Annotated in this window: 16 protein-coding genes; 6 read left to right on the top strand and 10 right to left on the bottom strand. The window is 70.4% G+C overall.

Features of this window, described 5'->3' with window-relative positions; genetic code table 11:
• From ABD172_RS08130 to ABD172_RS08120, 3 genes are all read left to right on the top strand, one after another.
• Positions 1–1,189 (top strand): hypothetical protein (locus ABD172_RS08130; RefSeq protein ID WP_344308611.1); only part of this gene is annotated, 1,189 nt, incomplete at its 5' end.
• Positions 1,190–1,388: 199 nt separating this feature from the next.
• On the top strand, positions 1,389–1,994 hold the full coding sequence (locus tag ABD172_RS08125) for a flavin reductase family protein (RefSeq protein WP_344308609.1): 606 nt from the start codon (positions 1,389–1,391) through the stop codon (positions 1,992–1,994).
• A gap of 176 nt (positions 1,995–2,170) precedes the next feature.
• Positions 2,171–2,962, top strand: a complete 792-nt coding sequence (locus ABD172_RS08120; protein ID WP_344308607.1) for an SDR family NAD(P)-dependent oxidoreductase — start codon at positions 2,171–2,173, stop codon at positions 2,960–2,962.
• Positions 2,963–3,102: 140 nt separating this feature from the next.
• Here the strand turns inward: ABD172_RS08120 and ABD172_RS08115 are convergent, their stop codons facing one another.
• From ABD172_RS08115 to ABD172_RS08105, 3 genes are all read right to left on the bottom strand, one after another.
• A complete protein-coding gene (locus tag ABD172_RS08115; RefSeq protein ID WP_344308605.1) occupies positions 3,103–4,977 on the bottom strand; it encodes a glycerol-3-phosphate dehydrogenase/oxidase in 1,875 nt (624 codons plus the stop codon).
• Between the two features lie 177 nt (positions 4,978–5,154).
• On the bottom strand, positions 5,155–6,279 hold the full coding sequence (gene menC, locus ABD172_RS08110) for an o-succinylbenzoate synthase (RefSeq protein ID WP_344308604.1): 1,125 nt from the start codon (positions 6,277–6,279) through the stop codon (positions 5,155–5,157).
• 121 nt (positions 6,280–6,400) lie between these two features.
• Entirely contained in the window at positions 6,401–7,549 is a 1,149-nt protein-coding gene (locus ABD172_RS08105) for a M20 family metallopeptidase (protein ID WP_344308602.1), read from the bottom strand.
• Between the two features lie 208 nt (positions 7,550–7,757).
• On the opposite strand from ABD172_RS08105, the gene ABD172_RS08100 reads away from it, so the two are divergent.
• A complete protein-coding gene (locus ABD172_RS08100) occupies positions 7,758–8,978 on the top strand; it encodes a pyridoxal phosphate-dependent aminotransferase (RefSeq protein ID WP_344308600.1) in 1,221 nt (406 codons plus the stop codon).
• 141 nt (positions 8,979–9,119) lie between these two features.
• Here ABD172_RS08100 and ABD172_RS08095 read toward each other — a convergent pair whose 3' ends face one another.
• The 5 genes from ABD172_RS08095 to ABD172_RS08075 all read right to left on the bottom strand — a co-directional run bounded on the left by ABD172_RS08095 (position 9,120) and on the right by ABD172_RS08075 (position 14,837).
• Positions 9,120–10,007: a spermidine synthase gene (locus ABD172_RS08095; protein ID WP_344308598.1), complete on the bottom strand. Its 888-nt coding sequence runs from the start codon at positions 10,005–10,007 to the stop codon at positions 9,120–9,122.
• A 4-nt stretch (positions 10,008–10,011) separates the two neighbouring features.
• A complete protein-coding gene (locus ABD172_RS08090) occupies positions 10,012–10,497 on the bottom strand; it encodes an ArsR/SmtB family transcription factor (protein WP_344308596.1) in 486 nt (161 codons plus the stop codon).
• Positions 10,498–10,729: 232 nt separating this feature from the next.
• Complete coding sequence (locus ABD172_RS08085; RefSeq protein WP_344308595.1) at positions 10,730–11,305, bottom strand: peptidoglycan-binding protein; 576 nt, start codon at positions 11,303–11,305, stop codon at positions 10,730–10,732.
• Between the two features lie 69 nt (positions 11,306–11,374).
• Positions 11,375–12,739, bottom strand: a complete 1,365-nt coding sequence (locus ABD172_RS08080; protein WP_344308594.1) for a hypothetical protein — start codon at positions 12,737–12,739, stop codon at positions 11,375–11,377.
• Positions 12,740–12,881: 142 nt separating this feature from the next.
• Positions 12,882–14,837 (bottom strand): acetate--CoA ligase, encoded by a 1,956-nt coding sequence (locus ABD172_RS08075; protein WP_344308593.1) that lies wholly within the window; start codon positions 14,835–14,837, stop codon positions 12,882–12,884.
• 81 nt (positions 14,838–14,918) lie between these two features.
• On the opposite strand from ABD172_RS08075, the gene ABD172_RS08070 reads away from it, so the two are divergent.
• On the top strand, positions 14,919–15,758 hold the full coding sequence (locus tag ABD172_RS08070; protein WP_344308592.1) for a hypothetical protein: 840 nt from the start codon (positions 14,919–14,921) through the stop codon (positions 15,756–15,758).
• Between the two features lie 209 nt (positions 15,759–15,967).
• Entirely contained in the window at positions 15,968–17,521 is a 1,554-nt protein-coding gene (locus ABD172_RS08065; RefSeq protein WP_344308590.1) for an AMP-binding protein, read from the top strand.
• A gap of 133 nt (positions 17,522–17,654) precedes the next feature.
• Here the strand turns inward: ABD172_RS08065 and ABD172_RS08060 are convergent, their stop codons facing one another.
• Together ABD172_RS08060 and ABD172_RS08055 are read right to left on the bottom strand one after the other, a co-directional pair.
• Positions 17,655–18,632, bottom strand: coding sequence for an NAD-dependent epimerase/dehydratase family protein (locus ABD172_RS08060; RefSeq protein WP_344308589.1), 978 nt, complete (start codon positions 18,630–18,632; stop codon positions 17,655–17,657).
• A gap of 79 nt (positions 18,633–18,711) precedes the next feature.
• Positions 18,712–20,423 (bottom strand): AMP-binding protein (locus ABD172_RS08055; RefSeq protein ID WP_344308587.1); only part of this gene is annotated, 1,712 nt, incomplete at its 5' end.

The following is a 20,423-nucleotide window of genomic DNA, read 5'->3' as shown; positions in this document are numbered from 1 at the left end:
GGCGGATCCGGGCGAGGTCCCGGAGTTCGTGCGGGCGGTGGAGGTCGCCGCCGCCCTCGAGACGGACCCGATCTACGCCGAACCCGGCCAGGAGAGCCGGCTCGACGCGGCGACGACGGAGGAACTCCGGGAGGCTCTCTCGAGGACCGAGTACCCGATGTACGTGCTGCTCCTGGACGACATGGGCACCGACGGGCAGTCGTACTACGCGAACTCCGATTTCCTCGGGATGGTCGCCGCGGCGAAGGGCGATGTGGGGCTCTACTCCATGCTCGTGCGGGGGTCCGACATCCGGTACGAACGGACCGTCGCCGACGACTCCGTCACGTACACGACGATCAATTCGCAGACCTTCGACCACATCCTCGACCCGGCGGGCACGATGAGCGAGGGCGAATGGCTCCTCGACGTCGCCCACCGGATGGAGGACCCCTCCATCGTCACCCGGGACGACGGTGGCGCTCCCGCGGTCCTGTCCCGGTGGGGATCGCGGTTCGTCCAGGCGATCAACACGCACCCGTGGATCTCCCTCACGGTCTTCGTGGCGGTCCTCCTCGCGCTCGGCGCGCTCATCTGGTGGATCGGCCGGAAGTGGCCGCGCCACGGGAAGAAGTACACGGTGCCGAAGACCGTCATCGACGCCGCGAAGCGCGCGAGCCGGGAGAAACTCTCGACCGCGCTCGGTGCGGACGCCATGCGGGTCGCCGAACGCCTCGAGTCCCTGCGCACCGAGGACCTCTCCGCCGAGCAGGCCGACCGGGTGCAGCACGGACTCGACGCGTACGCGCTCGCCCGCCGGATCGCCGACGACCCGGCGTCGGAGGCCGACGACCTCATCGGGGCGCTCGTCCTGTTCGAACTCGCGGAGAACGACCTCGCCCGGGTCGAGGCACCCGCCGGAGGCGTGGAGCTCCACCGGCCGTGCGCAGTGAATCCCGGCCACGGGAACGCCCGCGGCGAGGTCGTTGTCGCGGACCAGAAGGCGTACGACGGGTCGATCCGCGCGAGCCTCGAGGTGCCGGCGTGCGCGAAGTGCATGCGTGACCACGGGAACAGCAACCCGCTCCAGTGGCTGCGCGTGGACGGCAAGCCGTACCTCGAGCGCGACACAGTGTGGGCGCGGACGCTCTTCGGTGCCACGGACGCGGACCTCGTGGAGGAGGCGATCCGGGAGCGAGCGCTCGGGTGAGGGTGCCCGGGTGCGGGTGTTGGGGTGACTGCGTTCGGGTACGGGTGCCCCGGTGGAACTGCACTGTGTGACGTCACATGACGCGGAATCGGGGCCGATCTCGCGATGCGGCGCCACATCTCGTCACATGACTCCCGTGTCGGAACGCCCTGTGCCACTCTCGTGGAACGCCCACTTCCATGCGACGGGAGACGGAACCATGAACACACGCACGGAGTACTCGGTGCTGCAGGACGCTGCACGGTCCGAGGCCGCGTCGCGGACCGGCACCGCCGCCGGCCGTGGTGTCACCGACTCGGCCCTCACCGACCTCTCGCCCCTGCGCCTGCGCTCGATCATGGGCAACTTCGGTTCCGGCGTCACCGTCATCACGAGCGCCACCCCGGACGGACCGGCCGGGTTCACCTGCCAGTCCTTCACCTCGCTCTCGCTCGAGCCGGCACTCGTCACGTTCAACCCGGCGCGGTCCTCGAGCACGTGGCCCCGCATCCGCGAGATCGGCTCGTTCACGGTGAACGTCCTCGGAGCCGATCAGCAGGCTCTCTCCGGGCAGTTCGCCCGGTCGGGCACCGACAAGTTCGCGGGTGTCGACTGGACCGAGTCCCCGTTCGGCAATCCGATCCTGCCCGGCGCCGTCACGTGGATCGACTGCACGCTCCACGCCGAGTACGACGGCGGTGACCACACGATCGTCGTCGGTGCCGTGCACGCGCTCGCGAGCAACGACGAGGCCGAACCGCTCCTCTTCGTCCGCGGCAGCTACCGCGGTCTGCAGCCGCTCACCGAGGCGGCCGTGTCCCGCTGATGCCGGTCCTGCCCCGCTGACGAGGCGATTGCGCTGTCCCGCTGATCAGGCAATGGCGCTGCCCCGCTCACCTCGTCTGCAGACCTGTCCTGCCGGGCTCGCCTGGGCCCCGTGACGCCGGGTGCGCCCCGGGATAGGTTGAGAGGGGCGCACCTCTTCCGGACGAAGGAGTCCTCATGAGCATCGAATTCGCCTCCCGCTCGATCAGCGGTGCGACCGCAGTCATCACCGGCGCCGCGAGCGGAATGGGGCGCGCCACCGCCCTGCTCTTCGCCGCGGAGGGAGCGAATGTCGTACTCGCCGATCGGGAGGGCGAACAGCTCGCCGAGGTGGTCCGCGAGGCCCAGCAGATCGCACCGGAGGCACGAGCCCTCGCCGTGCCCACCGATGTGCGCCGCCCGGAGGACCTGAAGAACCTCGTGGCCACCGCGACCGAGGAGTTCGGTGGGATCGATCTCCTCGTGAACAACGCCGGAATCTCCCGGCGCAACAACGTCTCCCGGCAGGAGGAGGACGAGTTCGAGGAGGTGTGGCAGGAGGTCCTCGACGTCAACCTCACCGCCCACGTGCGGCTCACCCGCCTGGCGTTGCCCTACCTCAAGGAGGCGGAGGCCGGCCGGATCGTGAATATCGCCTCGACCGAGGCGCTCGTCGCGCAGGCCGGACTCATCAGCTATTCGGCGTCGAAGTCCGGAGTCGTGGGCATCACCCGGAGCACTGCCATCGAACTCGCGGAGTTCGGCATCACGGTCAACGCGATCTGCCCCGGTCCCATCGAGACCGGCATGACGCACGAGTACGACCCCGAGGCGAAGGCGAAGTACGCCCGCCGGCGGGTGCCGATGCGTCGCTACGGGCGGCCGGAGGAGGTCGCGCAGATGACGCTGAACCTGTGCCTGCCGGCATCCAGTTACGTGACCGGAGCGGTCATCCCGGTCGACGGCGGGATGTCGATGTTCCACGTCTGAGGGTCGTCCGGCGGTACTGGCAATCAGGGGCACTGGCAACGGTTTCACCCGCGGCGACCGAATGCGTTTCCCTCCGCGCAGAAGGCAACACTTTCGGTCGTCGTGGGAGAAATGCCTTGTCCCCCGGGCCGCGAGTGCTCTCAGGTCGCATCCGCGGCGAGCACGAGGGCGGCGGCCTCCGCATCGTCCTGCGTGTCCTCCGCAGCACGTTGGGCGCGCACGTGGGCCTCGAAATCCGCGATCTCGCGCGTGATCCGGTCCTCGTCCCACCCGAGCGGCCCGGCGATGAGCCGCGCGACCGTCGGGGCCGCCGCGACACCCCGGTCGGGCACCTCGTAGTTCAGGCGCATGCGGCGTTCGAGGACGTCGACGAGGTGGACGACGCCCTCGGCGCGGGCGGCGTGAACGGCCTCGACGCCGAGGTACCGCTCGGCTCCCGGCACCGGGCGGGCGAGGTCCGGGTCCGCCTCGATGAGGGCGAAGAGGTCGGTCACGAGTGAGCCGTACCGGGTGAGCAGCCGTTCGGTGCGTTCGAGGTCCCAGCCGTACGTCGCCGCGGCGGCCTCCGTGCGGGTGCGGGCCCGCGTGAGGTTCCGGGCACCGAGCAGCGGGAGGAACTCCGTCTCCGAGGACTTCGCCCCGGTCTCGTCCCGCAGGGCGAAGTCGATGACGTCCTCGGCCATGACGCGGTAGGTGGTGAACTTGCCGCCGGCGATCGCGACGAGGCCGGGCTCGACCTCCATGACGGTGTGTTCGCGCGAGACCTTCGTCGACGCGGGCTCCTTCGCACCGTTCCCCTTCGCACCGGCCTTCCTGTCGCCGGACTCCTCCGCAGCGGGCACCGGCTCCTGCGGCTGGAGCAGCGGGCGCAGACCCGCGTAGACGCCGATGACGTCGTCCCGGGTGAGGGGTTCGGCGAGGACCGCGTTCGCGTGTTCGAGCACGTAGTCGATGTCCGCGCTCGTGGCGACGGGTGCGTCGACGTCCTCGTGCCACGGGGTGTCCGTCGTCCCGATGACCCAGTACCCGTCCCACGGGATGACGAAGAGGACGGACTTCTCGGTCTTCGTGATGAGGCCGGTGCCGGGGTCCGCTGCAATGCGCTCGCGCGGGACCGTCACGTGCACGCCCTTCGAGGCGAGGACCTTGAGCCCGCCCTTCTCCGTCGCGAGGTTCTGCTGTTCCTCCGTCCACACGCCACCGGCGAGCACGATGTGCCGGGCGTGGACGGTGAACTCCTCACCCGTCTCCTCGTCGCGGGCCCGGACACCGGTGACGCGGCCGGCGGCGGAGCGGACATAGTCGGTGACCCGCGCGTAGTTCGCGGCGTGCGCGCCGAGCGCGGTCGCGGACCGGACGAGGGTCATGACGAAACGGGCGTCGTCGACCTTCGCGTCGTAGTACTCGAGTGCGCCGACCGCGGCCTCGGGATCGAGCCCGGGGAAGTGGTCGAGGAGCGCCTTGTGGCTGAGGTGTCGGTGGAGCGGCACGGCGCGCTTGCGGCCGGGACGGGCGGCGAGCGTGTCGTAGAGGAGGACGCCGGAGCCGATGTACGCGCGGTCGAGGAACGGCTTCTCGAACGGGAAGACGAACGCGACCGGTGTTACGAGGTGCGGCGCGGTGTGGGTGAGGAGGAGGTCGCGTTCCTTGAGCGCCTCGCCCACGAGGGCGAAGTCGAGCATCTCGAGGTACCGCAGGCCCCCGTGCATGAGTTTCGAGGAGCGGCTCGAGGTGCCCGAGGCCCAGTCCTGCGCCTCGAGGATGCCCACCCGCAGGCCACGGGTGGCGGCGTCGAAGGCGGCTCCCGCCCCCGTGACCCCGCCACCGACGACGAGCACGTCGAGCGGATTCTCCGGGGTGGTCGACCGGAGCGCGGCGAGGGAGGCGGCGCGGTGCGTGGGGGAGAGGTCCTCGGGGCGCTCGGACCGGGAGTGGGACGCCGGCGCGGAGACGGGGTGGGCCGAGGGCCGTGCGGGGGAGCTCTGTGCGGGGGAGTGGGAAGCGGCGCGAGACATGCCGACCATTGTCGACCTCAAAACCGGACGGTGGCTGAACGCGCGGTCACAGTTCGGACACGGGTGGTGCGCGGAGGCGGGCGTGGTGCCGGGGCGGTGGGGCGCCTCGGCGGGAGGAGACGGGGGGGGGGGNNNGCACACCGGCGACGGTGTGCGGGCCCCGCAGGACGTGCCGGTTTACTTGCCCGGGGTGAGGTCGTGCGTCGCGACGGTGAACTTCTCGAGCTTCGCGGGGTCGATGGTGACGCCGAAGCCGGGGCCCTGCGGGACGTCGACGACGCCGTCGTGCATGACGATCTCCTCGGTGATGTCCTCGGTGAAGAAGCGCTTCGAACCGGAGATGTCACCCGGGAGGGTGAAGCCCGGGAGGGTCGCGAAGGCGGCGTTCGCCGCGCGGCCCAGGCCGGTCTCCACCATGCCGCCGTGCCACACCGCGACACCGTGGGCGCGGGCGAGGTCGTGGATCTTCTTCGCCTCGATGTACCCGCCCACGCGGCCCGGCTTGATGTTGATGACGGAGGTGGCGCCGAGCGAGATCGCGTCCGCGGCGGCCTCGGCGGAGACGATGGACTCGTCGAGGCACATCGGGGTGTCCATGAGCTTCGCGAGTTCCGCGTGCTGCCGGATGTCCGCCTCGCCGAGGGGCTGCTCGATGAGGAGGAGACCGTAGTCGTCGAGGCGCTTGAGGTGGTTCGCGTCGACGAGGGTGTAGGCGGCGTTCGCGTCGACCTGGAAGAGGAAGTCGTCACCGAAGGCCTTGCGGACGGCGGCGACCGGTTCGATGTCGGCACCCGGCTTGATCTTGAGCTTGATGCGCGAGTATCCCTCCTCGAGGTACTCGCCGATGACCTTCACGGTCTGCTCGACGGAGTCCTGGATGCCGACGGAGACGCCGGACGGCACGGTGTCGACGACGCCGCCCATGTACTCCTTGAACGACTGGCCGCGCATCTTGAGTTGGGCCTCGATGACCGCCATCTCGAGGGCGTGCTTCGCCATCGGGTTGCCGATGATGTGGCGCAGGTGCCAGCCGACGGTCTCCGCCGTGAGGTCCTCGACCTCGAAGAGGAGCGGGGCGAGGAACCGGCGGGTGAGGTCGATGCCCTGGTCCATGTACTCGGCCGAGTACAGCGGGGCGACCATCGCGACGGACTCGCCCCAGCCGGTGACCGGGCCGTTCGGGGTGTCGAAGCCGGCCTCGACGAGGTAGCAGTCCTTCTCCGTCTCCGTCATGAACGAGGTGGTGAAGGGGGAGACGAGGGGCAACTGGATCTGGTGGAGCCTGAGGGAGGTGAGCTTCATGGGAATGTCCTTCTCGAGGGTGTCGTGCGGGACCGGAACGGCGGCCGGGGAAAGGTCGGTGCCGACCGCCGGTTCCGGAAGGGAGGGCCGGAATCAGGGTAGCGGCCCGTGTGACGAAGAATTACAGCCGGTCGGCGATGAGGGCCGCGAGGAGGGCGGTGCGCGGCGCGATCTCCGCGATGATCGCGTGCTCGTGCTCCGCGTGCGCACCGTCACCGACGGCGCCGAGGCCGTCGAGGGTCGGCACGCCGTCGGCCGCCGTGAAGTTGCCGTCCGAGGCGCCACCGACCGCGACACCGGTGGGCGCCGGGAGGCCGAGGTCGGCGGCGAGTTCCGTCGCGCGGGCGAACAGTTCCGCGGTCATCGACTCCTCGAGCGGCGGACGGTTGATGCTGCCCTCGATCTCGATGCTCGCGCCCTCGATCGACGAGGTGAGGGCACGGATCGCGGCATCGACGCGCTCCTGTTCGGCGATCGACTTCGCCCGCACGTCCACGGCGAAGACCCCCTCGGCGGGCACGGTGTTCGTCGTCGTGCCGCCGGAGAACTTCGTGGGCACGACGGTGGTGCCGAGCTCCGGGTTGCCCAGGTCCGCGACGACCTGCGCCTGGTGGGCGAGCTCGAGGAGTGCGTTGATGCCCTTCTCCGGTTCGAGGCCCGAGTGCGCGGCCTTCCCCTTGACGATCACGCGGTAGTCCGAGGTGCCCTTCCGGGCGATCTTGAGCGCACCGCCCGCACTCGCCTCCATGACGAAGGCGGCGTTCGCGTTCTTCGCCTCCGCGCGGATGAACTCGGAGGAGTCCTTCGACCCGATCTCCTCGTCACCGGTCACGAGGATCGAGAGGCCGTCGAGCGCCTCGGCGCCGAGGGAGTCCTGGAGGAGTTTCGCCGCGTGGATGCTCATGACGGCGCCGGTGAGCATGTCGAAGGAGCCGGGGCCGCGGAGGATGCCGTCCTCGGTCGAGAAGGGCTTGCGGGCGAGGGTGCCGTGCGGCCACACGGTGTCCTGGTGGTTGACGAGGACGACCTTCGGGTCGCCGGATCCGAAGCGCAGACGCAGGTGGGTGGTCTCCCCGATGACGACGGTCTCCGGGGTGACGCCGAGGCGTTCGGTGAGGAGGGCGGAGAACTCCGCGGCGCCTCGGGCGACGGCCACCTTGTCGTCGGAGGGGGTCTCGACGGAGATGACGCGTTCGATGTCCGCGAGGATCTGGGGGAGGGCGGCCTCTGCGGCGGTGACGAGGGACTTCTGGTCGGTGAGGGTCGGCACGGGGATACTCCTGGGTTGTCGATCGTGCCCCGGTCCGGTCGGTTCGGCGCCGGCCGGGTCGGGGACGCGGGGATGGTCGTGCTCTCGACTCTACGCGCGCGGGATGTCCGGCTCGAAACCGGTGGGGCGCCTCGGCGGGTGCGAGCGGCGGAAGGCCGAGGAGTGACCCGCATCATGGAACGGCGACCGAATGTGTCACAGTGATCCCATGAACACGTCTGCCGTTTCCGCACCCCTCGTTCCGCCGATCTCTGCGCGCTCGCAGAAGGTCCGCCCCTTCGCCGTCATGGACATCGCCCGCCGGGTCGGTGAGCTCAAGGCCGAGGGGCGCGACGTCATCGTCGCGAACATCGGTGAGCCCTCGCAGGGCGCGCCGGCCCCCGTCCGTCGCCGTGCCGCCGAGATCATGAGCGATGGCACCGATCTCGGTTACTCGGAGGTCGCGGGTGTCCCCGAGCTCCGTACCGCGATCGCCGGGCACTACAAGCGGTGGTACGACGTCGACATCGACCCGCGGCGCATCTTCGTCACCGCCGGGTCCTCCCTCGGTTTCTCCCTCACGTTCCTCACCTGCTTCGACGCCGGCGACCGGGTCGCGATGGCACGTCCCTGGTACACCGCGTACGAGGCGGTCCTCACCGCCCTCGGCTGCGAGGTCGTCGACATCGAGTGCGGTCCCGAGGAACGGTTCCAGCCCACCGTCGAACTCCTCGAGCAGGCCCACGCCGAGGCGCCGCTCGCGGGCATCGTGCTCGCCTCCCCCGCGAACCCCACCGGCACCATGCTCGACGCCGAACAGCTACGGGAGATCACCGACTGGGCGAAGGCCCACGGTGTGCGGGTCATCTCCGACGAGATCTACCAGGGCATCACGTACACCGGCAGCCGCGGGGAGACCGTCGTGGCGTTCGACGACGAGTCCGTCGTGGTGAGCTCGTTCTCGAAGTACTGGGCGATGACCGGGTGGCGGCTCGGGTGGATCATCGTGCCGGACTCGCTCGTCGAACCGCTCATCGCGCTCAGCGGCAACCTGCAGCTGTGCGCTCCGGTGCCCGCCCAGTGGGCCGCGGTCGAGGGGTTCACCGAGGAGTCCTACGCGGAGTGCGACGCCGCCGTCGCCGGATTCGCGAAGGCCCGCGAGATGGTGCTCGAGGCGATCCCCGCACTCGGCTGGAAGGACGTCGCGCCGTGCGACGGGGCGTTCTACATCTGGGGTCGGCTCGAGGGAGACGTGCTCGGGCCGTACGCGAATGCGAAGGAATGGTGCAGCGCGCTCCTCGAGGAGACCGGTGTCGCACTGTCCCCGGGGCTCGACTTCGACCCGTACGCGGGGGAGAACCACGTGCGGATGTCGCTCGCAGTCGGGCCCGCCCAGGTGCGCGACGCGCTCGACCGGATCATCCGGTTCACGAAGGGGTTGAGCGCCTGAGGCGGGCGGCGGGCGGGGCGGGCGCCTCGGCGAGTCAGGCGCCGCGGCTGCGAAAGCAGCAGTTTGCGCTCACGGCAGCTGATCGAGCTGTGCGATCGGGCGTAACCCGCTGCCGCCGGTCGGGGTTGTGCGGACCTCGACTCACACCTCCCGCACCTGTGCGGGCAAAGGGTCCGACAGCAGAGTGCGGGTGAGCGACGGGCCGAGCGGCAGCGGCGATTGCGAGGCCGCGAGGACGACGTTCCCCCGCCGCCTCCCCTTGAGCATCGCGGCGTCCGCGATCGCCGCGACGTGCGCGAACACGGCCCTGAGGTTGTCCGATTCGCGCCGGAATCCCGCGAGATCCGGGGTGTCGCCGACGTTGAGGAGGTAGAGCCCTCCGGCGTCGAGCACCCGGTCGGCGTGCCGTGCGTACTCGACGGTCGTGAGCTGTTCGGGAGTCCTGTCACCTGCGAAGACATCGCGAATGACGAGGTCGCGCGAGTTCTCCGTGAGTGTCGGCAGGACCTCTCCCGCGTCACCGGGCCGCAGGCGCAGCAGCGGCGCGCTCGGGAGGTCGAACCACGCGCGCACGAGCACCGTGAGCCGAGCGTCGAGCTCGACGACGACCTGGCGGGCGTCCGGATACGTGGCATGCACCCACCGCGCCATCGAGCACGCCCCACCGCCGAGGTGCAGCGCCCGCAGGCGCGCGCCGTCGCCGTTCCCGGCGCCCGCGGTGCTGCGGGCGGAGCCCCCGCCCGAGGCGCCCCACCGTTCGGAGATCACCGCCGCCATCCAGCGCATGTACTCGAAATCGAGGGCGCGCGGGTCGTCGAGATCGACGTGGGAGGACGGTACTCCGTTGACGAAGATCGTCCACGCGTTCGTCGCGTACCGGTCGCGTTCGAGGCGCACCGTGCCGGTGTCGGTCTCCCACTCGCCCTCGTGGAGGGTGAGGTCCGGGCCGGAGCCGGCGGGCGCCTCGGCGGTGGAGGAGCCGGAACGGCGGGAGTCCTTGTCCTTGCGGTTCGTGCGCTTGCGCCCCATGGGGTCAGTGGTCCTCGACGACGTGGGCGAGGGCGTCGACGACCATGTGGGCGACGTGGTCGTCCTTGAGGGAGTAGATGGCCTCGCGGCCACGACGCTGCACCTCGACGAGCCCGAGTCCGCGCAGCAGCTTGAGGTGCTGGGACACGAGGGGCTGCGAGAGATCGGTGAGGTCGACGATGCCGGTCACCGTCGACGGCCCGTGGGACAGGATGAGGAGGATCCGCAGGCGGGACGAGGTCGCGAGGGCCTTGAAGACCTCGGCGGTCCGGTCGATCGCCTCGAGGGAGGCGGGAACGAGAGGGAGTCCGGATTCCTCCGCGACGGCGGCCACGGAGTGGTGGTGGCCGGAGTGGTCGTGTGCGGCATGGTCGTGTGGGGAGCGGGTGGAGCCGACCTGGGTGGTGTCGGGCCGTACGGTGCCGGGTCGGGCGGAATCGGCGCGGGTGGAATCGGCGCGGGTGGAGCCGACGGTTTCGGGGAAATTCATGCCGCGAATCTTACATTGCACCTCGTACGGATCCGAACTGTTGTGCATGAGTGGCGGCGAGGCGCGGCGCGGCATGGCGATGGAGGCGGTGGCTGAGCCGTACCGCCAACGGATTCGCCAACGCCGAACGATTCGCTTTGCATCCCGCGAATCGGAAACGGAATCAGCGGCTCGGTTTCGGATCCGTTGGCGCTGCGGCCGGGCAACCCTTCGACCGGCGCGCCCGCACCCCTCACCCGATCGGCTCGACCGCGCCGTGCCGGGAGAGGACCTCCTCGGCGAGGGGCTCCCACTTCGCGTACGCCTGGGGGTATGCCGAACGCTGCACGGCCTGCGCCGCGTCGGTCGCCTCCATGTCCTCCCAGTCACGGATCTGCACGAGGCCCGGGTTCCTCACCTCGGGGTTCACTCCGTAGAACGCCTTCGACGCCCACACCGGGTCCTGCAACTGATCCGGCTCGCCCCAGCCCTGCGACGGCCGCTGCTGGAAGAGCCCGAGCGAATCGCGGTCCCCGTGATCGAGGTTCCGCAGGCTGCTCTCCTGCGCCGCAGTCATGAGCGCGATGACGATCGCCCGATCACTCATGTCGGCACCGCGCCCGACGGCGATGATCGTCCGCGCGTTCTCCACCTGCTCGCTGCTGAGGTTGTCCACGCTCATGTCCCACTGCTTGTAGCCGGTCCGAATGTTGCTCGTGAGGGACGTACTCGCCCACACGACCACGAGCACGACGGCGAGGAGCCCGGCCGTGATGCCGAACCCCACGGTCGCGCCGGTCACTGCACGGCTGGGTCGTCTGCGAAGCACCGCACCAGTGTAGGAACCGGACCCGAGAACGCGCTGGTGATCCTCTGCACTGCCGGTGAACCGCGCCCCTCACCGCCTCCGCTCGACGCGCTGCCGGCGGATCCGGGTGACGACCACTGCGGCCGCCCCGAGCGCGAGCAGCGCACCCACGGCGAGCATGAGCAGGCCGGTCACCGCACCGGTGAACGGCAACCGCCCCTCCTCCGCCGAGGCGCCCTGCCCCTGGGCGGCGGTCTCACCGCCCGCGGTCCCTCCCGGTCCCACGGGTGTGTTCGCCTCGATCGGCAGCCCGGCCGCTTTCGCGTCCTGCTCGTCGAACGCGACCGTGAAGTCGGTGTCCACCCGGGCGCCCTCGCCCGGGCATTCGACGAGGAGCGAGAACGGCTGCATGTCCGTGTCGAACATGCCCTCCGCGAGGAACCGATGGAGCAGTGCGCCGTCGCCGCGCGGCATCACCCACTCCTCGCGGACGACCTCGGATCCCGTCCCGGTGAGCGCCACTCGTGCTGCGGATTCCGGGCTTCCTGCGAGCCCTGTGTCCGCCTCGACCAGGCACTCCGGGACGTCCACGGCGATGCCGTTGTCGACGCCGTTGATGTTCTCGACCCAGACGGTGTCGCCGTCCACGACGGAGAACGCGCCGACGGGAGCCTCGTTCAGGGAGACGTACGGGTGCTCCGGTGTCCCGTCGCCCGTGTAGGCGTCCGTCTCCACGGATGCCACGTCAGCTGGGGTGACGTCGGTATCGGCTTCCTCGTCGGCCGGCACGTATCCGTCTCCCGTGCCTCCGACCGAGGTTCCTCCGCCGCCGGAACCGCGGCTCGACCGTCTCCCGGACCCGTTGTCCGACGCGGCGTCGCCGGGGTCCGTGGCACTTTCCGATGAACCGGTGGACTCGTTCCCACTACCGGTGCCCGTGTCCTCGTACGACTCGTCGGACGCGCCGCCTTCCGAGGACGACTCACCGATGGGCGCGGGCGCTTCCGAGTCCTCGTTCGTTCCCTCCGACCCGCTGTCGGACTCTCCGGCCTCGCCGGCATCGGACTCGCCGGTGTCCGTCGAACCCTCGCTCGTCCCGTCGCCTCCGGCGCTGTCGTCCCCGTTCCCGGTTCCCCCTGAGCCGTCGGGCGGATCACCCCAGCCGTCGCCGTTCCCGTCCGGCCATCCGTCACCGGACGACCCGCCGCCGTCGTCGGTGCCGTCGGTGGCACCGCCGTCCAGTCCGGATTCGACCGCTCCGCCGGAGATCCCGCTGGCCGATGCCGGGGCGGCGGGGACGCCGAGCACCAGCGCGGTCACCGTGAGCGCGGCACTCACACCGGTCACGAGGCCGAGCGCGGAACGGCGACGACCGGTGCACCCGGTACCGGCGCGCACGGCAGCGGGGTCGTGGAATCGGGGATCGGTGGTCGTGCGGGGTGGTCGTGCGGACATGCTCACTTCTTGCCGGGGATCGGGATGCGGCGAAACTGTCGGAACGAGGGTCCGTGGCCGCAAGAGCGCACGGGGACCTCACGGCGAGAATACCCGCGTCGTTCACCCCCGGCCCGCGCGGTGCGACCGGCGCACCCGAACGTCACCCCGTGATCGCCACGCGGATCCGTTCGAGCACCTCCGGGTCCTCGATGGTCGAGGGCACGACGGCGTCGCGACCGTCGGCGATCTCCCGCATCGTCTTGCGGAGGATCTTGCCCGACCGGGTCTTCGGCAGTGCTGCGACGACGTCGACCTCCTTGAGGGCGGCGACGGGGCCGATCTCCGACCGCACGAGCGCCACGAGTTCCTTCCGGAGTGCTTCCGGATCCGCGTCCTTCGCCCCGTCCCCGAGGACCACGAACGCCCGTGGGATCTGCCCCTTGGTCTCGTCGTGGACGCCGATGACCGCGCACTCCGCGACGGCCGGGTGCGAGGCGATGGCCGCCTCCATGACTCCTGTGCTCAGGCGGTGACCGGCGACGTTGATGACGTCGTCGGTGCGGCCGAGGACGTACAGGTACCCGTCCTCGTCGATGTACCCGCTGTCGCCCGTGAGGTAGTAACCGTCGAACGCGCTCAGGTAGGAGGAGATGTACCTCTCGTCATCACCCCACACCGTTGCGAGTGTGCCCGGTGGCAACGGCAGTTCGATGACGATGAGCCCCTCGTTGCCGGCCGGGACCGGGTTCCCCGCGGCGTCGACGATCGCCACTTTGTAGCCGGGAACGGGCACGGTCGGGGACCCGGCCTTGAGCGGGTACTCGTGCAGGCCGATCGGGTTCGCGGCGATCGGCCAGCCCGTTTCCGTCTGCCACCAGTTGTCGATGACGGGGATCGACCGGCCGGTGGCCTCCGCGAGGGTCGTGGTCGTCCATTCGTAGGTGTCCGGGTCGAGGCGCTCGCCGGCCATGTACCAGGCGCGCAGGTGCGGCATCGGGTACTTCTTCATCATCGCGCCGTCCGGATCCTCCTTGCGGATGACGCGCATGGCCGTCGGGGCGGCGAAGAAGACGTTCACATCCTGCTCGCTCACGATCCGGAAGAACGTCGAGGCGTCCGGGGTCCCGATCGGTTTGCCCTCGAACAGTACGGAGGTGACGCCCGCGAGCAGGGGTGCGTACACGATGTACGAGTGCCCGACGACCCAGCCGACGTCCGAGGCCGTGAACATCGTGTCCCCGGGGTTCAGCCCGAACACGTTCGGCATCGACCACGCGAGCGCGGTCGCGTACCCGCCGGAGTCCCGCACGATGCCCTTCGGCTTACCGGTCGTGCCCGAGGTGTAGAGCACGTAGAGTTCGTCCGTCGCCTTCACCGGCACGCACGGAGCACCCTCGGGTGTGGCGGCGAGGAGTTCCGCGTAGTCGAAGTCCCGGCCGTCCACGAGCTCGGCCTGCAGCTGCGGTCGCTGCACGACGACGGTGAACTCCGGCTTCGCCGTGGCGATCTCGAGGGCCTCGTCGAGGAGCGGCTTGTACGCGATCGTCCGGCTCCGTTCGATCCCGCACGAGGAACTCACGACCGCCTTCGGCCGGAGGTCGTCGATGCGCACCGCGAGTTCCGTTGCGGAGAACCCGCCGAACACGACCGAGTGCACGGCTCCCAGGCGCGCGCACGCGAGCATCGCGACGACGGCCTCCGGCACCATCGGCATGTACACGACCACGCGATCGCCCTTCTCCACGCCCTTGTCCCGGAGGACGGCGGCGAACCGGGACACGAGGTCGAGGAGCTCCGCGTACGTAAATTCCCGCACCGTGTCCGTCACGGGGGAGTCGTACACGAGCGCCACGTCCTGCCCCCGCCCGGCGGCGACGTGCCGGTCGAGGGCGTTGTGGCAGACGTTGAGCTCGCCGTCGGGGAACCAGCGGTGGATCGGAGCGCGGGAGTCGTCCGTCGCGCGGGTGGGCATCCTCGTCCACTCGAGCAGGGCGGCGGCCTCGAGCCAGAAACCGTTCGGGTCCTCGGCCGCCCGGGCGGCGGCCGTCTCGTAGGAGTTCGCTCCCGGATCTGCGGAGGCGGCGGAACCTGCATGAATCGTCGTCGAATCACTCATGACAGATATTGTCGCTCACGCCACAGACACCGCGTACCAGTTATTCCGGATCCGACTGGACGAATCCACGGAGGGAACGCAATGGAACAGCCGAGGCGCCGCACCCCACCGCCCCGTCTTCTCACCTCCCACGGGCCCGGAGCAGTGGCGCCCGCGGCGCCGCAGGGCCGGGACCTCGCGGGTTCCCGGGGTGCCACCCGGGACGCGGGTACGGCGGAAGCCGGCGGGGTTCCGGGACTCCGGGGCGCCTCGGCGGTGGGACGTGGGGAGCGGCGGTGGTGGCACTCGGACGCCCGGCGGGCGGACGTCGCCACGGTGCTCGCACTCGGTGGCGCCTCGGCGTTCCTCCTCCTCGCGGATGCGGACGGAGGCGCGCCCGCCGGGCTGGGGGACATCGGGTCCGGTGCGGATCTGCGCGACTGGGTGCAGGCGACGGCGGGAACGACGTGGGTGCCGTTCCTCCTCGTGTTCTCGGCGCTGTTCGGCGCGGTGTACGTCGGGTTCACGGCGCTCGCGTTCGGCCGCCTCGATCATGCGGAGCTCCTGCGCGTTGCGGAGCTGTCGGCGCCGCGGTCGCGGATGGTGCGGTGGTTCGGGTACGGCGGGGCGAGTTCGTGGACGATCTCCGGTGCCGTGTTCGCCGCAGTTCTCAGCGTGACGATCGCACAGAACCCGACGTTCCACGGGTCGATGTTCTACGTCCTCCTCGGGCTCGCGGCGGTCGCCACCTCGTGGGCCGTCATGGTGTGTTCCTATGCGCTGTCCGTTCTCGTGTCCGCGATGGCGGCGATGTCGGGAATGGCAGTGCGCGGCCGGCGGGGACTGCGCGTGGTGCGGGAGCACGTCGTTCTCGCGTTCGCCTTCAATGCGGTGATCGTCGCGATGACGGTGTCCGTGCTGTTCGGAGGCCTCGCCGGGTGAGCGCGGGGCCGGGCGGTTTATTTTCTGCGAACACTTGTTCGGGGTTTTAGCTCTCCGTAGACTGACCGCACTCCCGGCACAACGAGGTGCCGTACGGAAACACGACGAAGTGTCCCGTCCTCCTGTTCGTGCGATCGAGGCACGTGGGGATCGCCCGTGGTGATCGCCTGCAGCGGTCGCCGAACCCGGAGGCGGGGAAAGGATCAGGAATGACCATTCCCGTGCTCCCCGACCGTCAACCGTTCCTCAGTCGCCGCATGCACTGGATGAACATGCTCGACCTCCACGCCACCGACCGCCCCGACGAGGTCGTCATCACCTCCGAGAAGGGCGAACAGATCACGTGGGGCGTGTTCCACCGGCGTGTGCAGGCCCTCGCCGCCGACCTCCAGGCCCGAGGTGTGCAGCCGGGCGATCGGGTGCTCATCCTCTCGCTCAACCGGTCCGAGTACATCGCCGCGCTCCTCGCGATCAACACCGTCGGCGGGATCGCCACGCCGCTCAACAGTCGGAGCGTGCCGCGCGAACTCTCGTACTTCATCGAGGACTCGGGGGCACGGATCCTCTACGTCGACGACATGGGCGCGGCGTGTGCCGCAGGGATCGAGGGCGGGCACGGGGTCGAGGTCATCCACTTCGACCACGATGTGCCGGGGATCATCGAAGCAGGTGGGACCCCGGAGTTCCTCGACATCGACGAGAACTCGATCGCGATGATCGTCTACACCTCCGGGACGACCTCGGCACCGAAGGGTGTCATGCTCTCGTATCTCAACCTCGTGAGCCAGATGATCCCGATCTTCCGGGCGGCACCGCCGCCGAGCGAGATCCCCGAGGTGAACCTCACCGTTGTGCCGCTCTTCCACATCGCCGGGCTCGGCTTCCTCACGCCCGCGTTCTTCGGTGGCACCCGGATCGTGCTCGCACCGCCGCAGGTGCTCGGCAACATCGAGGCGCTCGCCGACCTCATCGAGAAGGAACAGGTCACCTCGATGTTCCTCGTCCCGACGATCTGGCAGGCGTTGTGTTCGTTGCCCGGCATCAAGGAGCGGAACCTGCCGCTGCGCAATCTGTCGTGGGGCGCCTCGCCGGCGTCGAAGGAGACCCTGCAGCTCATGCGGGACACGTTCCCCGACGCGCAGATCTCCTGCGCCTTCGGGCAGACGGAGATGTCGCCGGTGACCGCGCAACTTCCCGACCACGACTCGATCCGGAAGATGGGGTCGATCGGCAAGGCGATCTCCGCGGTCGCGGTGCGGGTGATCAACGCCGAGGGCAGGGACGTCGAGGACGGGGAGATGGGCGAGATCGTCTACCGCGGTCCGGGCTTCATGGCGGGGTACTGGAACAAGCCCGAGCAGACCGAGGAGGCCACCCACGACGGGTGGTTCCACTCCGGTGACCTCGTCAAACGCGATGAGGAGGGGTACATGTACGTCGTCGACCGGGCGAAGGACCTCATCATCTCCGGCGGCGAGAACATCTCCTCGATCGAGGTCGAGCAGGCGGTGGCGGCACATCCGAAGGTGGCCGACGCCTCGGTCGTGGGAGCGCCGGACCCGAAGTGGGTGGAGACACCGGTCGCGATCGTCGTGCCCACCGACCCGGCCGACCCGCCGACGCTGGCGGAACTGCAGGAGTTCCTCGCGGACCGGATCGCATCCTTCAAGAAGCCCACCCGCCTCGAGATCCTCGACGAGCTCCCGCGCAACGCGAGCGGCAAGCTGCTCAAGCACGTGCTCCGCGCCGAGTACGGGAAGTAGGGGGCGCGAGTTCCGGACGCTGTGTCGAGTTCCGGGCGTGGTCGGCGCTTGCCGAAGGGAAGTCACGAGAGCGTCGGGAACTCGCCGGCCGGGTCCCGGCGGGCACAGAACTCGCCGACCGGCGCGGAACCGCTCAGGCCTCCCCGCCGTAGTGGGAGGCGAGCTCCTTCATCCCCTGCTCGATCGTCACCCGCGGAGTCCAGCCGAGGACCTCGCGGGTGCGGCGCTGGTCGAACCAGTGCGCCGTCGAGAGCTGTTCGGCGAGGAAGTGCGTGAGCGGCGGTTCGTCGTCGTGCTCACCGAGCGCCCACACCTTCTCGACGACAGTGCCCGCCGCGCGTGCCGGGGCCACCGGAACCCGGAGCTTCGGAGCCCCCGCACCGCCGGCCCGCGCCATCCGTTCGACGAGTTCGCCGATCGGCCGCGGCTGGCCGTTCGTCACGACGAGCGCCTCACCGTGCACCCGGGTGACGGCGTCGAGGGCGGCGACGACCGCCTCGACCGCGTTCGTGAGGTACAGAGTGTCGACGAGAGCCGCCCCGGACCCGAGGATCGGCATCCGACCCGAGCGCGCCCGGTCGATGATGCGCTCCGTGAGCTGTGTGTCGCCCGGTCCCCACATGAGGTGCGGGCGCAGGACGAGGACGGGGAACGCCGGCGAGTCCGCCTCGAGGGCGAGGATCTCACCGGCCGCCTTCGTCCGGGCGTAGTCGCCGCGCGCGTGCTCGGGCGAGGCCGGGCCCGCACCCTCCCCGACGAGCGAGGAACCCGCATGCGCGACCGAGGGCGAGGACACGTGCACGAACCGCGACACCGTGCCCGCCGCCCGCGCTGCTGCGAGCACCGTCCGGGTGCCGTCGATGTTCACCCGCGCGAAGTCGGCTGGATCACCGGCCATCGACACCTTCGCCGCCATGTGGACGACCGCCTCGGCGCCGTCGAGCGCCCGCGCGGCCACGTCCTCGTCGGTCACCGAGCCGAGGACGTCCTGCGCGCCCTCGACCCCCGAGGGCCGGCGCTGCAGCGTGCGCACCTCGTGCCCCGCGCCGACGAGCGCCCGGGCCACGGACGAACCGAGGACGCCCGAGGCGCCCGTCACCAGAATCACCATGAGTCAGTTCCCCTGTGGTCGGGTTGTGTGGATCGGGCGACCGGCGCGCCGACCTCGGTCATCGGGCCGCCGAGGCGCCTCAGGGCTTCCCGACGGCACCGCCGCGCAGCACCCGGTCGGCCCACCGGGCCAGCCGGGGCCGGTCGATCTTCGAATTGTGGCGGATGTCGGTCGGGAACGACGGCGCCACGAGGACCGCAGCGATGTCGAGACCGTCGAATGCCTCGGCGACGGCGGCCCGGACCTCGTCCGTGAGCGCCAGCGGCGCGAGTCCCGGCTTGGTCCGTGCGTACTGCGGGTCCGCGGCACCGTCGAGCTCGAGCACGACGACGGCCGCCTGTGTCCCGACCGGTCCGACGCCCACGAGCGCGGAACGCCACACGGGGTCGAGGCGGTCGACGACGGCCTCGACCGCGCCGGGGCCCAGCGGCCCGGTGGGCAGGGTGAGGACGTGCTGGACCCGACCCTCGAGCCACACGCGGCCCTCCGCGTCGATGTGTCCGATGTCGTTCGTGCGGTGCCACTGCAGCCCGTCGAGCGTGTCCTGCTTGGACACCGTGTCGGTGAGCCACAGGCGGTCGTAGCCGGCTTTCGTGTGCGGCGCGGAGACGACGAACTCGCCGAGGACCCCGCGGGCCTCCTCCCCTTCGAGAAGGGTGTCGGCGGGGACGCCGGAGTCGTCGAGCGGTGCGAGGGCGAGACGGACGCCGGGGATCGGCCGACCCACGCACACACCGTGATCACGCGAACCGGACGCACGGGACGCCGCTTCCGCCGCGGCGACACCCTCGCGATCGATGTCCGTGAGGAGCAGGCTCTCCGTCATGCCGTACGGGGAGTGGATCTCCGCGTGCGGGAACACGCCGGCGAGGTCGTCCATGAGATCGAGCGGCACCGGAGCGCCCGCGGAGAGCACGAGCTCGACCCGGTCGCACGCCGCGCGCTGTTCCGCGTCGAGGTCACCGGCGGTCGCGACGACGTTCCGGAAGGCCGCGGGGGAGGCGAAGACCATCGTGCAGTCGCCCTCGAGCACGGCGTCCGCGAGAGCGGCCGCGGTGAGCGTACGCGGCTTCGTCACCGACATGTCCGGAGTGACGCTCGTGGCACCGATCGCCGGTCCCAGCAGCGCGAACGGCGGGAACCCGGCGACGAGTCCGGCCCCGGGCCTGATGTCGAAGCGGTCCCGCAGGAGCGCGGCGAGAGCGGCGAGGCGTTCGTGCGTGTACCGCACGCCCTTCGCCGGTCCGGTCGACCCGGAGGTGAAGAGGATCGCGGCGTCGTCGGAGCCATTCACGCGGGGGAGCGCGGCGGTCGACTCGGAACGCGCGAGCTCGGTGAGGCTCGTCTCCACGCCGAACGCACGCTTCTCGAGGCGGTCGAACGGCGTGACGGAGATGCGTCGACCCGGCCATCCGGCACCCCGCGCGAGCGCGAGCCCGGGCATGAGCCCGATGATCCACTGCGGGTCCGCGGACCTGATCGCCCGGGTCATGCCCGCGGGACCCAGCCCGGCGTCCGCGACGACCGCGATACCGCCGGCGCGAAGGACGGCGTAGAGCGCCGCGGTGAGGTCGTTGCCGGGCGTCACGAGCATGGACACCCGGTCACCCGGACGCATGCCGAGGTCGACGAGCCCGCGGGCCATCGCCTCGACGACGGCGCTCAGCTGCGTCCACGTCACCGCCTGCGGCGGCTCCTGGGTCATGTCGACGCTCGCGATCGTCCGATCGGTGCGCCGTGCCTCGAGGTTCTCGAACACGAGCGGAAGAGCGGCCGAGGCGCCCTCGGCGT

Source organism: Brevibacterium samyangense, assembly GCF_039529845.1.
GTDB lineage: Bacteria > Actinomycetota > Actinomycetes > Actinomycetales > Brevibacteriaceae > Brevibacterium > Brevibacterium samyangense.
Note: the sequence above shows the minus strand (reverse complement) of the source record. Positions and strands in the feature narration are given on the sequence as shown.

Coding starts and splice junctions, on each gene's coding strand:
- ABD172_RS08120 (WP_344308607.1), top strand. CDS start 2,171: ATGAGCATCGAATTCGCCTCCCGCTCGATCAGCGGTGCGACCGCAGTC.
- ABD172_RS08070 (WP_344308592.1), top strand. CDS start 14,919: ATGGAACAGCCGAGGCGCCGCACCCCACCGCCCCGTCTTCTCACCTCC.
- menC (WP_344308604.1), bottom strand. CDS start 6,279: ATGAAGCTCACCTCCCTCAGGCTCCACCAGATCCAGTTGCCCCTCGTC.
- ABD172_RS08090 (WP_344308596.1), bottom strand. CDS start 10,497: ATGAATTTCCCCGAAACCGTCGGCTCCACCCGCGCCGATTCCACCCGC.
- ABD172_RS08065 (WP_344308590.1), top strand. CDS start 15,968: ATGACCATTCCCGTGCTCCCCGACCGTCAACCGTTCCTCAGTCGCCGC.
- ABD172_RS08075 (WP_344308593.1), bottom strand. CDS start 14,837: ATGAGTGATTCGACGACGATTCATGCAGGTTCCGCCGCCTCCGCAGAT.
- ABD172_RS08060 (WP_344308589.1), bottom strand. CDS start 18,632: ATGGTGATTCTGGTGACGGGCGCCTCGGGCGTCCTCGGTTCGTCCGTG.
- ABD172_RS08100 (WP_344308600.1), top strand. CDS start 7,758: ATGAACACGTCTGCCGTTTCCGCACCCCTCGTTCCGCCGATCTCTGCG.
- ABD172_RS08125 (WP_344308609.1), top strand. CDS start 1,389: ATGAACACACGCACGGAGTACTCGGTGCTGCAGGACGCTGCACGGTCC.
- ABD172_RS08080 (WP_344308594.1), bottom strand. CDS start 12,739: ATGTCCGCACGACCACCCCGCACGACCACCGATCCCCGATTCCACGAC.
- ABD172_RS08115 (WP_344308605.1), bottom strand. CDS start 4,977: ATGTCTCGCGCCGCTTCCCACTCCCCCGCACAGAGCTCCCCCGCACGG.
- ABD172_RS08095 (WP_344308598.1), bottom strand. CDS start 10,007: ATGGGGCGCAAGCGCACGAACCGCAAGGACAAGGACTCCCGCCGTTCC.